Consider the following 14,678-nt stretch of genomic DNA (forward strand, 5'->3'; position numbering starts at 1 on the left):
CTCAAGCGGCACCCCCGCAGAATCGGCGGCCCACCTCGTAATACAGAGAGCGGCTGTCGCCCAGCATGGCGGCGCCCTGCCAGGCGCGGCGCACATAGAGGTGGGCGTCGTGCTCCCAGGTCTGCCCGAGGGCGCCGTGCACCTGGACCGCGGTGCGCGCACAGCCGGTCGCCGCGTCATTGGCCGCCGCCTTGGCCAGCGCCGCGGCGGTCCACAGCTCTGCGGGGGGCGTGGTCGGGTCGGCGAGCCGGGCCGCCGCCGCATAGGTCAGGCTGCGGGCACGCTCGACGCTGACGTAGTTGTCGGCCAGTGCGTGCTTGACGCCCTGGAACGCGCCGATCGGCTGGCCGAACTGGCGCCGTGATTTCGCGTACTCGACCGAGCGGTACAACGCCGAGCTCGCCACGCCGAGGAGGTCGGCGGCCGAGGCCACCCAGGGCGCCACGAATGCCGATCCGAGGTCGACCGGTGCAACCGCGATGGGCTCCGCGTCGATCTCGACGCCTGCCAACGGCTGGGCGGGATCGGTGGATTCGGCCGCCGGCACCGCGGTGACCCCGTCGCCGCACCGGGCGACGGCCGCCACGGTGTCACCGCCGTCGGAGCGCGCCAGAGTGACGACGAGCTCGGCGCGCGACACGTTGGGGACGGCAACCGCCGTGCCGCGCAGGCGTCCCTGGCGCAGTGTCATGGGCGCCCCGGGCAGTCGGGATCCCTCGGCGTGGACGGCCAGGGTGGCCACCACGCCGCCGGCGATGTCGGTCAGCACGGAGTCGAGTCCGGTGTTGCGCAGCAGGCCCGCGGCCAGACCGACGCTGCCCAGCAACGGAATCGGCGCGACGGCCGCACCGCATTCCTCGAGAACCACGGCCAGCTCGACCGGTCCGTAGTCGCCGGCCCCTTCCTCTGAGGGGGCGGCGAGTTCGGTCCAGCCGAGATCGACCACCGTCTTCCACAGGGTGCGCCAGCGCTCGGGATCGGTGATCGCTTGACGTGCGGCGTCGGGCGGGCACTCCGTACGTAATATGTCGCGTACGGTGTCGCGCAGCGACAGTTGCTCCGAGTTCAGTCCGACATCCATAAGACCTCTAACATAGTAAAGATAATAAACTAGCCGTGCCGTCGCAATCGCACGGAACCCGACGTTGAGGTGGCGCATGGCCGAGTGGTATCTGTTCCTGCCGCAGGTGCGATTGGCGGCGGCCGAGATCGCGGACCGGGCATGTCACGCCGAGGCCAGCGGCTTCGACGGGATCGCCTTCATCGATCACCTCGAGGCGCCCGGGCTGCCCGACGAAAGCATCTGGGAGGCAATGGGCGTTGCGACCTGGGTAGCCGCCAAGACCGAGCGGCTGCGGGTCGGTCACCTGGTGCTGTGTGACGCGTTTCGGCATCCTGCCGTGCTCGCTAAACAGGCCGTCACGTTGTCGGAGGCATCCGGGGGCAGGTTCGAGTTAGGCCTCGGGGCGGGGTCGTGGCCATCGGAGTTCGCGAGATTCGATGTCGGGCAACAAGATCCGCGCGCACGGGTCGAACAACTCGGCCGCCACCTGGAATTGATCAGGCGGTACTGGGGCGACGACGACGACCAATCCGGGACGGCCCCGCAGGCTCCGCGCCGGTCCTACCCGATACCGCTGGTCCTGGGTGGAAGCGGCCCCAAGATGATGGAACTCGTTCGCAGATACGCGGATTGGTGGAATTTGCCGGCGAACCAGCTTGACAGGCTGCCGAAGCTCGCCCCGGCCGCGGGAACGGCCCGGATGTCGATTCAGCAGATGGTCGGCTTCGTGCGGTCGGGGGACGACCCCGACACCGTGCGCGAGGTGAGCACCCGTCGATTCGGCAACCTCGGGTCCGGGCTGGTCTGCGGCGACGCCGACGAGCTGATCGGGCACTTCCGCCGGCTGGCCGCCCAACGGGTCGAGCGGTTCTACGTGTGGTTCGCCGACTTCGCGGCTCCAGACTCCCTGCACGAGTTCGGCGAATCGGTGATCAAGGCCTTCCCGGCGGCGTAAGCCTCACCCTCGTCGCTTGCGGCGCCGCGCCTCGGTCGGCACCACCGGCGGCCGCGCGAAGGGACCGCGCTGCACGGCGGACAACCGGATCTCCGGCAGATCGACCGACGGGTCGACGGTGTCCAGCCAGGCAACCGCCTCGGCGACGTCGGACACCGCGATCGCGTACATCTCGAACGGGACGTCCTGCAGCATTTCGGTGGCCACGGGTCCGGGCGTGACGATGTGCACGCTGATGCCGTCGCGGTCGACTTCGAGCGCCAGGGCGCGCGCGAACGCGTTCATGCCGGCCTTGGACGCGGAGTAGGCGGTGCGGGACGGCATCGGCTCGTGCGCGGCCGACGACGAGATGAACACCAGCCGCGAGCCCGCCGTCATCTTCGGCAGCACCGCGGACGTCACCACGAAGCACGAATCCAGGTTGGCCGACATGATGGCCTGCCACTGCTCGAAGGTCTGCTTGCGCGCGTAGGTTCCCCCGAGCGCACCGGCCGCGTGAACCACCAGGTCGATCGTCTCCAATGTGCTTATCGCAGCGGGGAATCCGCCGGGGTCGGATGCGTCGGCCACGACGTGACGGGCGCCCATCTCCTCGGCGGCGGCGCGTAACGGGGCCTCGCGGCGCGCCGAGAGCACCACGTCGTAGCCACGCTCAACCAGCTTGCGCGCGCACCCTTTTCCGATCCCGCCGCTGCCGCCGGTGACCAATGCGGTTCGCATGACCGTTGCAGGCCGCTCGTCAGGAGTGCCGGATATCCCGCGGCCGCGACAACGCCTGCGGGGAGAGCGCATAGATGCGTTGATCGTGCTGGCCGGAGAGGACATAGGTCTGCGTGTCGGCCAGATGGCGACCCGCGATGCGGCGGGCCCGGTCGACGTTACCCTCGGCGATGGTCTCGGTCAGCTTGACGTGCGTGTTGAGCACCGCGCGGCGCTGAGTGAGCGACGGGTAGGTGCCACGGGACGCACTCTCGTCGGCCCACTGCCGTTCGTGACTGGTCCACAGCGTCTCCAGGCTGCCGACGACCGCGATGATCGTGTGATTGCCGCAGCCGCGGACGACCTGATCGTGGAATTCGCGCCCGATTTCGGTGAAAAGCCGTCCGTCGTCCAGGTTTTCGGCCATCGACTCGTTGATTCGGGTGAGCTCGGGTATTAGAGTCTCCGCCCGGTCCGGCCGGCGGGCGGCCAATGCGGCGCAGGCGGGCTCGAGTTCCTGCAAAGCCATGCCGAGGTCGGCGACCTCGACGGACTCGCTCTGCAGCAACAACCCGAGCATGTAAGCGGCGCTGGTCTTCGCCGGGGCGTGGACGACGGCACCACCACGGTTGCCGCGCCGCACCGAAACCAGCCCCTCGGTCTCCAGGATCCGCAGGGCTTCGCGCAGCGACACCAAACTCACGTTGAACTGTTCGACGAGCACCTCTTGGCGTGGCAAGAGATCACCGTCCGCGAGCTCGCCGTCGATGATCTGACGGCGCAACTCGTCGGCTACGATTTCGGCGATCCGCGGCGCCGACAACCGGCGCCGGGCGTCGGGGCCAATTCCCAAGGCGGTCATCCGATCCTCGAACACATGCAACTCGCTGGCTTAGCTATTTTAGCAGTAATGATATAAATAGCTTCCCTGGTCGCATGTCGATCGGAAGGGCGGGTGCAGTTGAGCGAGCGGTCCGAAAGCCGACCGACACCGCTACACGATTTGCGTGTCGTCGAGATCAGTGACCGGATAGCGGGCAGCTACTGCGGGAAGCTGTTGCGCGACGCCGGCGCGCAGGTGCATAAGATCGAACCGCCGCAAGGGGATTGGTTGCGGCGCTACTCCGCCAGCGCTTCCTCGATTCCCCAGGAACGCAGCGGGCCGTTTTTCAGTTACCTCAACGCGGGCAAGCGCAGCATGACTTTTCCCCCCGGCTCGCAGCGCTATCGCGACGAACTGGCCGGCGCCGACGTCATCGTTGTGACGGCGGGCCGGGGGCGCGCCGCGGCGCTGGGCATCGACCCACAACAGCTGCTGGAAGACTCGCCGCGGGCGATCATCGTCAGCATCTCCGACTTCGGCTGGACCGGACCCTACGCGGACCGGGCCGCCACCGAGTTCACCCTGCAGGCGTGGGCGGGTTCGCCCGGCTTCCGCGGCGATCCGGCCGGGCCGCCGATCTCTATCGGCGGCGATCTGGGCGAGTACATGGGCGGCGTGTTCGCCGCGTTCGGCGCCCTGGCGGTGCGCCGTCGCGTCGAGCACGGCGGGCCTGGCGAACACCTGGACCTGTCCATGCTGGAAGCGTTGACCACGATGCAGAGCAGCGAATGGCTGCACTCGCAGCTGCTGCGCGTCCCACCGATCCGGCGCACCACCGAGGTCCCGTCGATCGAACCCGCCAAGGACGGCTACGTCGGCATCACCATGGTCACCGGCCAGCAGTGGCTCGACTTCGCCGCGATGGTCGAACGCCCGCAGTTGGAGGAGATCGAACAGCTGCGGTTTCAGATCGGCCGGTGGCAATATCGCGACCTGATCCGCGAGCAGATCCGCCCGTGGCTGGCCGAACGCACCGTCGCCGAAATCGTCGAACTCGGACAACTGTTCCGGCTGCCGATCGCCGCGCTGGGCAACGGCTCCACCATCCGGGAGCTGGAGTATGTGCGCGAGCGAGAGGTCTTCACCCGCAACCCCGCCGGGTTCGATCAGCCCCGGCCGCCCTGGCTGATGTCGGTGTGTGCGCCCGCACCCGTGGGTGACACACCCGTGTGCGGTGAGGCCGACGACGAGTCCCCTTGGCGCCGTGCGGAATCCGATGCCGAGCCCGAACTGGACGGGCTGCCGTTGGCCGGTGTCCGCATCGTCGACCTCACCGCGTTCTGGGCCGGGCCGGCCGCGACCCATCTGCTGGCCGCTTTCGGCGCCGACGTCGTCAAGGTCGAGTCGATCCAGCGTCCCGACGGCATCCGATACTCCGGCGGGATGCGCACCGACGTGGACGACTGGTGGGAGTACGGCTGGGTGTTCCACGCGATGAACACCAACAAGCGTTCGGTCACACTGGATTTGGGCTCCGGGCAGGGCCGCCGTCTGTTCACCGAGTTGGTCGCGGGCGCCGACGTCGTGATCGAGAACTTCTCGCCCCGGGTGATGGAGCAATTCGGGCTCACCGACGATGTGCTGCGCGAGGTCAACCCGAAGTTGGTGTTCGCCCGGATGCCCGCGTTCGGTATCGAGGGGCCATGGCGGGAACGCGTCGGGTTCGCCCCCACCATGGAACAGATCGCCGGCCTGGCCTGGGTGACCGGCCTGCCCGACGCGCCACCGGTGACGCCGCGCGGGGCGTGCGATCCGCTGGCCGGTGTGCACGCCGCGTTCGCCGTGCTGGCCGCGCTGAACTTCGCCGAACGCACCGGGACGGGCCAACTGCTCGAACTGCCGATGCTCGAAACCGTGCTCAACGCCACCGCGATTCAGGCGATCGAGTCCGAGGTCTTCGGGGCGACGCTGAGCCGTCGCGGCAACCGCGGTCACAGCGCGGCGATCCAGAACATCTACCGCTGCGCCGGATCCGACGACTGGATCGCGATCACCGTTCGCGACGACGCGCAGTGGAGTGCGCTGGTGGACGTGATGGATCGACCGGCGTGGTGCGGCGACGACGAGTTGTCCACCGTCGCCGGGCGGCACGGTCGAGCCGACGACATCGATGGAAGGCTGGCGGACTGGTTCGCCCGGCAGCCGCTTGATCCGACGGTGGAGCGGTTGGCCGGCGCGGGCGTACCCGCGGCCCCGGTGGTGTCGCCGTCGCTGGTCACCGACAACCCGCAACTGCGCGAGCGTGGCTTTTTCGAGTCGTTGCATCATGCGAGTACCGGCCTCGGGTTGTACCCCTGCCCGCCGTTCGCTCGGCTCGCCGGGCAGGATCAGTGGCTGCTGCGGCCGCCGCCCAGGTTGGGCGAGCACAATGAAGAGATCCTGCGCGATCGGTGCGGGCTGACCGACGAAGAGCTGACACGCCTCGCGACCGGCGGGGTGATCGGGACCCGACCCAAGGGCCTCTAGAGAAGTGGAGGGCGTCTGATGCGCGTAACGGTCGACGAAAACTTGTGTGAGGCCAACGGCTTCTGCGAATCGCTTGCGGCGGAAGTGTTTGAGCTGGGCGACGAAGACGTGGTGCAGATCGCGGACGGCCCCGTGCCGCCGCGCCTGGAAATCGACGTGCGCGCCGCGGTGGACCAATGTCCCAAGGCCGCGCTGCGCCTGCAGGACTGACCGCCGCTTGAGCGCGCCGACTCAGCGTCGCTCGGTCAGCGAGATGGCCATCTCGTCGTAGATCGACATGTTGGTGGTCAGGTTCGGATGGGTTACCTTCGCCGGGCCGATCTCGATGTCATCGCAGCGCAGGAACAGGTCGTCGAGCACCGCGCGGAGCTCCGCGCGGGCCAGCATCGCACCCAGGCAGTGATGCGGTCCGCCGCCCCCGAACGCCACGTGGGGGTTGGGCTGCCGGCCGATGTCGAAGGTGAACGGGGACTCGAAGACCTCCTCGTCGCGGTTGGCCGAACGCAACGTCGACACCACGCGATCGCCCTTGGCGATGTGCTGGCCGTCCATCTCGACGTCGACCTTCGCGGTGCGCGTCCAATAGGCCACCGGCGACGCCCAGCGCAGCACCTCCTCGACCGCACCGGGCCGCAGCGCTTCGTCCGCGCGATAGCGGTCGATCTGCTCAGGGTTGGCGACGAACGCCTGCAGCCCGATGGCCAGTGCGTTCTTGGTGGTATCGCTGCCGGCGAATGCCAGCACGAAAAAGAAGAACTCGAGTTCGTTCTCGGGCAGGCTGAACTGTTCGCCGTCGTCGCCGGTGATCACCGCGGTGGCCAGCGTGCTCCAGATGTCGTCTGTCGGGTTGCGCCGCTTCTCGGCGGTGAGCTCCATCGCGTAGCTGAAGACCGAGCCGAACAGCTCGAGTTCCACCTGGCCGCTCGGGCTCGCCTCGGGCGCAAGCGCCTTGAGGATGCGGTCGAAGATGTCGAATATTCGCGGCCGGTCCTCGTCCGGGATGCCGATGATGTCGCCGATCACCGTCATCGGTAGCGCGTCGGCCACGTCCTCGATCCAGTCCCCGCCGCCGTTGGCAAGCAGGTTGTCGATCATCCGCGCCGCGCGCTCCCGGATGCCGTTCTCCAGCTTGGCGATCGCACGCGGGTTGAAGGCGTTGGAGATCAGTTTGCGGCGCTTGTTCAGGTCCGGCGGGTCCAGGGTGATGATCGTCGGGGACGCCGAGAACATGGCGACCGGCTGGATGAGCGGGCCGTCGGCCGCGGTGAACGACTCGGTGTCGCGGTGCAGTCGGACCGCGTGCCGGTGTTTGGTGGCCACCCAGAACCGGCGCCGGACGGTGTCGGCGACACCCGGTGTCAGGTCGTGCTTGAAAAGTGGCTTGGTGCGCCGCAGGTCGGCGAACAACTCGTCGGGAAAACCGTTACGCCACAAGGCGAAGTCGGAAAGGTCCACCGCAGCGGCCGTCATGCGAACCCCCATTGGCTCAGGCACCACGCGACCACCGGCCGGCGTCGCGTTGACGTTCAATGTCTAAAATAGTAAAAATAGACTTTAGTCGTCGAAACGCGGTGAGGTAAGAGCGGCCCAAAGTGCGCCCGGCCGCGTGGGAAACGGAGTTCTCGTGACGAATACGATTCCAGATTCAGACCCTTCGGAACGGGAGTTCGGTCCGGGCGGCATAGCCCTGTCGACCTACCGTTTCCCGACGGGCTGGTTCATCGTCGCCTTCGGAACCGATTTGGCTCCCGGCCAGGTCAGGCGCGCGCACTACTTCGGTGAGGAGTTGGTGCTGTTCCGCACCGCGTCGGGCCAGGTTCACGTGATGGAGGCCTACTGCCAGCACCTCGGCGCCAACCTCGGGGTTGGCGGCACCGTGGAAGGCGAAAACATCGTCTGCCCCTGGCACGGCTGGCAGTGGCGCGGCGACGGTACCAACGCGCTGATTCCCTACAGCAAGATCGGCTGCAAGAACAACGTCCGCATCCGGACCTATCCGAGCATGGAGTGGTACGGCTTCATCCTGGCCTGGCACGAGCGCCACGGCCGGGCGCCGTACTGGCAGCCGCCGGTGCTGCCGGAACTGGAAACCAACGAGTACTACCCGCTGCACCCGCACACCCAGATGCTCAACCGCGTCAAGGTCCATCCGCAGATGATCATCGAAAACGCCGCCGACCCCTACCACGTTCAGTACGTGCACAAGGCCGCCAATCCGGCCACCACGGCGTCGTTCGAGGTGGCCGGTTATCACCTGCACGCCACCGTCAACGCCCATTTCGGCGGCGGCCGGGCGCAGACGTGGCTGACCCCCAACGGTCCGGTCGACGCCAAGATCGTCTACGACAACTATTCGCTGGGCCTGGGCGTGGTGCGCTTTCCCAGCGAGCTGGTGGCCACCGTGCAGGTCACCGGCCAGACGCCGGTCGACGAGGACTACACCGACTACTTCTACACCCAGGCGTCCGTACGTGAACCGGGCGACAGCGGTGACGTGCCCACCGGGCGTGCCGCCCGGTTCCTCGCCCTGCAGCAGGAGGTCATCAAACAGGACTTCTTCACCTGGGAGAACATGAAATATCTGGAGAAGCCCAACCTGGCTCCGGAAGAGGCGCACGACTACGCGGCCCTTCGCCGGTGGGCGCACCGCTTCTACCCGGGGGAGGAGCCGTCGCCCTCCGACTTCGGTTACAGCGCCGACGGCGAGCCCGACCCGGCGGCCGCCAAAGTTTGATCAGAGCCAACCAGCCTGATGTGCGCTGACCGCAGCGGGCCCGCGCGGCCCTCCGATTATGGCGTCGAGCGTTTCACCGTGCCGGCCGTGCTCGATCGCCGCGCGCAGCAGTACCCCGATCGGGTGATGATGTCGATCGCCGGAGTCGATGTGACGTTCGAGCAGATGCGCCAGCGGTCCTGCGCGGCGGCAAACCTGTTGACCGACTTGGGTGTCGGACCCGGGGATCGCGTCGCGTTGTTCACCGGCACCTGTCCGGAATGGGTGTACTTCTGGCTGGGCGCCGCGCGGATCGGGGCGGTGAGCGCGGCGATCAACGCCGCGAACAAGGGCGACTTCCTGCTGCACGCCCTGCGGCTGTCGCAGGCCAAGGTGATGCTGACCGACGCCGAACGCCGGCCCCGCGCCGCCGAGGTCGCCGACGCAGCGGACTCCCTGACGAGCATTGTGGTGCAGGATGATTCACTGACTGCGACGCTGAGTCAGGACACGGACCGCGCGCCGGTCGACGGCGCCGGGGGGCCGGGCGACCTCGGCTGCTTGTTCTACACGTCTGGCACCACCGGCCCGTCCAAAGCGGTCGCCACGACGTGGCACTATCTGTTTTCGGTGGCCGCGACCGTCTCATCGGCCTGGGAATTTCGCGAGGGCGAGGTGCTGTGGACGGCGATGCCGCTGTTTCACCTCAGCGCGGCGCCCAGCATCTTGGCGCCTATGCTGGTCGGCGCAACGACGGTGCTGGCCGGGGCTTTTCATCCCGGCGAGGTGTGGGGCGACATACGTGCCCGCGGTGCGATCGGATTCGCCGGCGCCGGGGCGATGGTGTCGATGCTGCGGAATCTGCCCGCGGATCCGGGCGACGCACGGCTGCCGTTGCGGTTCATCTCCGCCGCGCCGATCGATGCGGACTCCTACCGCGACATCGAAAAGCGTTACGGCTGCCGCATCGTCACGATGTACGGGCTCACCGAGGCGTTTCCCGTCGCGGTCAAGGCGCTGGCCGACGACGGAGTTCCCGGAACCTCGGGGCGGCCGAATCCCGATTTCGAGGTGCGCATCCTCGACGAATCGGGAAACCCACTGCCCGCCGACACCGTGGGCGAGATCGCCTGTCGGCCCAGGCATTCGCACGTGATGAGCGAAGGTTACGTCGGCGCGGATTCGCAGATTAAGCCGCATCCGGAATGGTTTCGCACCGGCGACCTCGGGCGCCTCGATCGCGATCAGAATCTGACGTATGTGGATCGAATCAAGGATGCGTTGCGCCGCCGCGGTGAAAACATCTCCTCGGTCGAAGTGGAGAGCGTCGTCATGCGCCATCCCGCCGTGGCGGAGGCGGCCGCGGTCGGCGTGCCCAGCGAGCTGGGAGAGGACGACGTCCTGGTGGTCATCACGTTGCAGCCCGGCGCCACAATGGATTTCGCGGAACTCCTCGACTTCTGTGCGGCGCGCATGCCCTACTTCTGCGTGCCACGATTCGTGGAGGCGGTGAGCGAGCTCCCCAAGAATGTGATCGGCCGGATTCGTAAAGACCTATTGCGCGAACGGGGCATCAATCCGGGAGCGTGGGATCGTGAAAGTAAGGGGTATATCGTTAGCCGTTAGGTTCCATTAATGTCGCGTAATAGTCGTTGAGTTGCCTTAGTGTTCCATCAGCCGATTGCCGCAGTCATTTCCGAGAGAGGCTGGAAAGCGATGACCATGACTTATCAGGAACAGCAAATGCTCCAAGCCGTCACCGGGCGCGCTGCCATCCTGGATCTGAATGCTCGGCACAATCGGGCCTATTCCGACGGCAACCGCAAGGACTGGGTCGCGAGCTTCCGCCATTCCGGCGCCAGCTACACCCGCGATGGCGAGGTGTTCGATGATCTGAGCGCCGCCTTCGACGGCGGTGACGGACAGCGCATGATCACCGTCGACCACGAGATCAAAGTCGACGGGGTCGACGCGGTCCAGCGTTGTGTCGTCATGCTCTTCGCCAGCATGTTCGGCGACATCACGCTGCGGGCCACCGGCACCTTCAAGGACAAGCTGATCTACGAGCGCGGTGGCTGGTATTTCACTTCCCGTGTGCTGGAATGGGATTCGGTCCCGAGTCGGCACCCACTCGTCATGTGAGCGACACCGATACGTGGATCAGGATTTCGGTCAGCGGCTGGCCTTCGGCACCTACGAAGATGCGCTGCGGATGGTCGGCGCGAAAAGCGAGCCCCGCACCGCGGCGACCGCCGTCAGCGCCGCACGCATCCAGTTGTTCGCCGCGATGGTCCGGGACGGCAATCGCTCGTATTGGGATTCAGAGTTCGCCAGGCAGCACTGGGGAGGCCTGCTGGCGCCGCCGGCGCTGTTGATGGGCTGGCTGATCACACCGCCGTGGCAACCCGGGGGTCGTGGAACGGCTTCGTTGATCGCCCTGCGGGTGCCGCTGCCCGGAACCACATTCGTCAACGCGGCCAACGAAGTCGAGTTTCCACAGCCCATCGTTGAGGGCGACGTGTTGACCGTTGTCGACGAGCTTGTCTCGGTGTCACCGGAAAAGCGGACGCGGCTCGGCGTCGGTCATTTCGTCGAGACGCTGGAGACCTTTCGCCGCCAGGACGGGACCGTGGTGGCCACCTGCCGCAACACCTTGTTCCGCTTCACTCCGGGAGCCTCCTCGTGAGCGGCGACGGCCTGGACTGGAGCCAGATCGCCGTTCCGGTGGAGCTGCCGGAAGCCGTCGACCACATCAGCTACCAGCGGGTGGTGGAGAACGCCGGAGCGACGTGGGATTATTTCCCCGGCCACTTCGATCCGGATTACGCTGCGGCTCAGGGGAATCCGACGATCTATGTCAACACGATGCACTTGGCCGGGTTCGCCGACCGCGTCGCGACGGACTGGGCGGGTCCGCGGTCGCGGGTGGTGCGCCGGTTCATGCGGCTGGCCGGGTCGGTGTATGCCGGCGACACGATGATCGGCCGGGGCCGGGCCGTGGCGAAACGCCGGGACATCTCGGTGGACCCGCCGCGCTGCCTGGTCGACGTCGAAATCCAGGTGACCAATCAGCATGGCGTGCTCTGCTGCCCGGTCGAGCTGACCTTGCAGGTGCCCGAATCAGGTGACGATGGATGACGTCGGCGAACTGCACTTGGCGGTGTGCCGTCGATTCGGTGCGGCGGTCGCCTCGGCGGATGGCCACTGGGACCGTCAGTCACCGTGCGACGCCTGGGACGCCCGAGGCGTGCTCGAGCACGTGATCGGGTTTCATGACGTTCTTCTGTTGCGTCCCTTGGAATGTAAGCCCGATCGGCCACGCGACGACCCTCGGGCACGGTGGCAACTGACGTATGACTCGCTGGCCCAGGCTCTCGGATCAGGTAGAGCGGCACAGCTGGATGAGTACCGGCTGATGCCGAGCCTGAGCCGTGACGTTCTGGTGCATACCTGGGACCTCGCCCGCGCGGTGGGCGCCGACGATCGATTGGACCCCGATTGGTGTGAAGCGCTTTCCGCCGGCCTCCCCGCGGACCCCCAGGCCTTGGCCGCGTCCGGGATGTTCGGTGCGCCCGTCCCGGTCGGCGACGAGACCGATGCGCAGGCAAGACTTCTGGCGCGGCTTGGCCGCGACCCGTCGTGGAGACCGGAATCCATATAGCGGCGGCAGCTGACCCTTGCATATCAGCGTCTGAAGCTCGATCTGCGCACACCACCTTTAGGCCGGGGATCGAGGGAGGCCGGTTTTGTCGGTGGTGGCTGCGATGATGACGTCATGCTTTCGACCGCATCCGCTGACGCCGTGGTGGTGACTGCGAGCGACCGTCTTGAGGTGTTGTTCGAGGAGCTGGCGGAGTTGACCGGTCAGCGCAACGCGATTGATGGGCGCATCGTGGAGATCGTGGCCGAGATCGATCGCGACGAGCTCTGCGGTGTCACCGGCGCGCGGTCGGTGCCGGCGTTGGTGGCCTGGAAGACCGGCTGCTCGCCGGCGAACGCCCACACGATCGCCACCATCGCGAGCCGGCTCGAGGAGTTCCCACGCTGCGCCCAGGGCATGCGGGAGGGCCGGCTGTCGCTGGACCAGGTTGGGGTGATTGCGGCGCGGGCTGGGGAGGGTTCTGATGAGCACTACGCGCAGCTGGCCGGGGTGGCCACGGTCACTCAGCTGCGTACCGCGGTGAAGCTGGAACCGCGACCCGAACCCGAGTCCCGGCCCGAGCCGGAGCGCTCGATCACCATGACCACCAGCGAGCAGGGCTGCTGCTACCGGATCACGCTTCCCCTCCATGACGCCGCGAAGTTCGACGCCGCCTTGGCGTCTCATCGTGATGCGCTGATCAGCGAGTGGAAGCGCGATCGCGGCAATGGCGCGCGCACTGCAGATCAGCTGCCGCCGTTGCCGGGCACTGTCGAGGCGTTCATGCGCTTGGTGGAGGCCGGGTGGGACGCCGAGGCGGCCCGCCGCCCACACGGCCAGCACACCACCGTTGTGGTGCACGTCGACGTTGAAAAGCGCGTCGCAGCACTACATCTGGGTTCGCTGCTATCCGATGCCGAACGCCGATACCTGACCTGTGATGCCACCTGTGAAGTCTGGTTCGAACGCCATGGCGAGGTCATTGGTGCCGGGCGGGCGACCCGGCTGATCAATCGGCGGCTTCGCCGCGCGCTGGAGTATCGCGACCGCATGTGCGCGGTGCCGGGCTGTGGTGCCACCCGTGGTCTACACGCCCATCACATCCGGCATTGGGAAGACGGCGGCGCCACCGAGTTGGCCAACCTGGTGCTGCTATGTCCCTACCATCACCGGTCGCATCATCGTGGTGTCATCACCATCAGCGGTGCCGCAGGTTCTCTCATCGTCAGCGACAACGCCGGCCGATTACTGGGCCCGGGATCGCTGGCGCGCCCACCCACTCAGCCCCCGCCCGCGGTGTCGCCCTGCCTGGGACCTACCGGTGAGCGTGCCGACTGGTGGTGGTACGAACCCTTCCAACCCCAGCCACCACCGACGACCAACTGATATGTAGAGAATTTTGTCAAGTGGCACGGGGAGGCGCCGTCGGGGGCTACCCCGACGGCGCCTCTTTGCTTTCTCGCGAGTGCGTGTGGTGAGCGTGTCGGTTGGCGACGCGCGGTCAGACTGATATTCGCGGGTTGGTTACCGCAGGACGGGGTTTCGGCTGGATCGCATCCGCGTGTCTAGGGTCGAGCGTCGACCTGATCGGGTCTGCTCATAGTTGTGTCGCGGGTCGATCCACGCGCTGCCACCGCCGCGCTCGCGAGAAAGCTGTCAGGTGGCGCTCAGTCGTCCATGACCGCCAGCGACCAGCACCAGCCGGCCAGCTCGCGGGCGATCGCGACGTTGGCCACGGTGGACCGCTTACGTCGCGCCAGGAATCCCAACCATCGGTTGTGGAGACGACGGTTGCCCTCGTGACCACGAGCGCGGGCCGCCGCCGGGGCCAGTTCCCACCGCGAACGCATCACCGCCCTCACCTGATATTTGGACCGGTGATGCCAGGCCGCCTCGACCAACAGCCGCCGCGCGTGGGTGCTTCCGGTCTTGGTGATCGGCCCCTGCGCCCGCGTAGAACCCGACGAGAACTCCGAGGGCACCAATCCGACGAACGAACCAATCGTGTTGCCGGTGAACCGATCCCAGTCGCCAATTTCCACCGCCAACGCGAACGCGGTCAACGTGCCCACCCCGCGAAGGCACGACAGCCTGCGCACCACCGCAGTGAACTCACTGTCGGCGGCGATCTCCTCGATCGCCGTATCCAGACCTCGGCGTCTGGCCTGCAGCATCAATACATGCTCATAGTCGGAATCGAAGGCCATGCGCGTGGCCGGCGTCAGCAACTGGGGCACCGCCTGCGCGCGCAGCCAGCGA

At 67.1% G+C, this 14,678-nt stretch carries 15 protein-coding genes; 10 read left to right on the top strand and 5 right to left on the bottom strand.

All coding sequences use genetic code 11. The annotated features are described in order from the left end of the window. Position 1 precedes the first annotated feature (1 nt). Positions 2–1,081 (bottom strand): acyl-CoA dehydrogenase family protein, encoded by a 1,080-nt coding sequence (locus B8W69_RS07070; RefSeq protein ID WP_085289181.1) that lies wholly within the window; start codon positions 1,079–1,081, stop codon positions 2–4. A 76-nt stretch (positions 1,082–1,157) separates the two neighbouring features. Here B8W69_RS07070 and B8W69_RS07075 point away from each other — a divergent pair, with 76 nt between their 5' ends. Beyond that, entirely contained in the window at positions 1,158–2,018 is an 861-nt protein-coding gene (locus B8W69_RS07075; RefSeq protein WP_085289182.1) for an LLM class flavin-dependent oxidoreductase, read from the top strand. A 3-nt stretch (positions 2,019–2,021) separates the two neighbouring features. Here B8W69_RS07075 and B8W69_RS07080 read toward each other — a convergent pair whose 3' ends face one another. After that, positions 2,022–2,738, bottom strand: a complete 717-nt coding sequence (locus tag B8W69_RS07080) for an SDR family oxidoreductase (protein ID WP_085289183.1) — start codon at positions 2,736–2,738, stop codon at positions 2,022–2,024. Between the two features lie 19 nt (positions 2,739–2,757). Next, the gene (locus tag B8W69_RS07085; protein WP_085289221.1) at positions 2,758–3,579 is read right to left on the bottom strand and encodes a FadR/GntR family transcriptional regulator; all 822 of its coding nucleotides are present in this window, start codon (positions 3,577–3,579) and stop codon (positions 2,758–2,760) included. Positions 3,580–3,672: 93 nt separating this feature from the next. Between B8W69_RS07085 and B8W69_RS07090 the strand changes: the two genes are divergently transcribed. After that, positions 3,673–6,066 carry a CaiB/BaiF CoA-transferase family protein gene (locus B8W69_RS07090; RefSeq protein WP_085289184.1) on the top strand — a complete coding sequence of 798 codons (2,394 nt, stop codon included), beginning with the start codon at positions 3,673–3,675 and terminating at the stop codon, positions 6,064–6,066. A gap of 18 nt (positions 6,067–6,084) precedes the next feature. Next, entirely contained in the window at positions 6,085–6,276 is a 192-nt protein-coding gene (locus tag B8W69_RS07095; protein ID WP_085289185.1) for a ferredoxin, read from the top strand. A gap of 21 nt (positions 6,277–6,297) precedes the next feature. Here the strand turns inward: B8W69_RS07095 and B8W69_RS07100 are convergent, their stop codons facing one another. Further along, the gene (locus B8W69_RS07100; protein WP_439330594.1) at positions 6,298–7,596 is read right to left on the bottom strand and encodes a cytochrome P450; all 1,299 of its coding nucleotides are present in this window, start codon (positions 7,594–7,596) and stop codon (positions 6,298–6,300) included. 94 nt (positions 7,597–7,690) lie between these two features. Between B8W69_RS07100 and B8W69_RS07105 the strand changes: the two genes are divergently transcribed. The 7 genes from B8W69_RS07105 to B8W69_RS07135 all read left to right on the top strand — a co-directional run bounded on the left by B8W69_RS07105 (position 7,691) and on the right by B8W69_RS07135 (position 13,805). Next, positions 7,691–8,800 carry an aromatic ring-hydroxylating oxygenase subunit alpha gene (locus B8W69_RS07105; RefSeq protein WP_110881861.1) on the top strand — a complete coding sequence of 370 codons (1,110 nt, stop codon included), beginning with the start codon at positions 7,691–7,693 and terminating at the stop codon, positions 8,798–8,800. Between the two features lie 18 nt (positions 8,801–8,818). Next, the gene (locus B8W69_RS07110) at positions 8,819–10,405 is read left to right on the top strand and encodes an AMP-binding protein (protein WP_085289187.1); all 1,587 of its coding nucleotides are present in this window, start codon (positions 8,819–8,821) and stop codon (positions 10,403–10,405) included. 90 nt (positions 10,406–10,495) lie between these two features. Further along, positions 10,496–10,921, top strand: a complete 426-nt coding sequence (locus tag B8W69_RS07115; RefSeq protein WP_085289188.1) for a nuclear transport factor 2 family protein — start codon at positions 10,496–10,498, stop codon at positions 10,919–10,921. Positions 10,922–10,934: 13 nt separating this feature from the next. Beyond that, entirely contained in the window at positions 10,935–11,465 is a 531-nt protein-coding gene (locus tag B8W69_RS07120) for a MaoC family dehydratase (protein WP_085289189.1), read from the top strand. Continuing rightward, positions 11,462–11,917: a MaoC family dehydratase gene (locus B8W69_RS07125; RefSeq protein WP_085289190.1), complete on the top strand. Its 456-nt coding sequence runs from the start codon at positions 11,462–11,464 to the stop codon at positions 11,915–11,917. Before B8W69_RS07120 ends, B8W69_RS07125 begins: the two co-directional genes overlap by 4 nt. Further along, positions 11,910–12,440, top strand: a complete 531-nt coding sequence (locus tag B8W69_RS07130) for a maleylpyruvate isomerase family mycothiol-dependent enzyme (protein ID WP_085289191.1) — start codon at positions 11,910–11,912, stop codon at positions 12,438–12,440. Before B8W69_RS07125 ends, B8W69_RS07130 begins: the two co-directional genes overlap by 8 nt. Before the next feature lie 114 nt (positions 12,441–12,554). Next, on the top strand, positions 12,555–13,805 hold the full coding sequence (locus tag B8W69_RS07135) for an HNH endonuclease signature motif containing protein (RefSeq protein ID WP_085289192.1): 1,251 nt from the start codon (positions 12,555–12,557) through the stop codon (positions 13,803–13,805). A 281-nt stretch (positions 13,806–14,086) separates the two neighbouring features. Here the strand turns inward: B8W69_RS07135 and B8W69_RS07140 are convergent. Continuing rightward, the coding region (locus B8W69_RS07140; RefSeq protein WP_133057980.1) for a transposase at positions 14,087–14,678 on the bottom strand (592 nt) is incomplete at its 5' end.

The sequence above is a fragment of the Mycolicibacterium vulneris genome, assembly GCF_002104765.1.
Taxonomy (GTDB): domain Bacteria; phylum Actinomycetota; class Actinomycetes; order Mycobacteriales; family Mycobacteriaceae; genus Mycobacterium; species Mycobacterium vulneris.

Excerpts from the sequence above, each read along its gene's own strand:
- B8W69_RS07115 (WP_085289188.1), top strand. The coding sequence starts at position 10,496 with ATGACCATGACTTATCAGGAACAGCAAATGCTCCAAGCCGTCACCGGG.
- B8W69_RS07085 (WP_085289221.1), bottom strand. The coding sequence starts at position 3,579 with ATGACCGCCTTGGGAATTGGCCCCGACGCCCGGCGCCGGTTGTCGGCG.
- B8W69_RS07135 (WP_085289192.1), top strand. The coding sequence starts at position 12,555 with ATGCTTTCGACCGCATCCGCTGACGCCGTGGTGGTGACTGCGAGCGAC.
- B8W69_RS07075 (WP_085289182.1), top strand. The coding sequence starts at position 1,158 with ATGGCCGAGTGGTATCTGTTCCTGCCGCAGGTGCGATTGGCGGCGGCC.
- B8W69_RS07130 (WP_085289191.1), top strand. The coding sequence starts at position 11,910 with ATGGATGACGTCGGCGAACTGCACTTGGCGGTGTGCCGTCGATTCGGT.
- B8W69_RS07110 (WP_085289187.1), top strand. The coding sequence starts at position 8,819 with ATGTGCGCTGACCGCAGCGGGCCCGCGCGGCCCTCCGATTATGGCGTC.
- B8W69_RS07070 (WP_085289181.1), bottom strand. The coding sequence starts at position 1,081 with ATGGATGTCGGACTGAACTCGGAGCAACTGTCGCTGCGCGACACCGTA.
- B8W69_RS07080 (WP_085289183.1), bottom strand. The coding sequence starts at position 2,738 with ATGCGAACCGCATTGGTCACCGGCGGCAGCGGCGGGATCGGAAAAGGG.
- B8W69_RS07095 (WP_085289185.1), top strand. The coding sequence starts at position 6,085 with ATGCGCGTAACGGTCGACGAAAACTTGTGTGAGGCCAACGGCTTCTGC.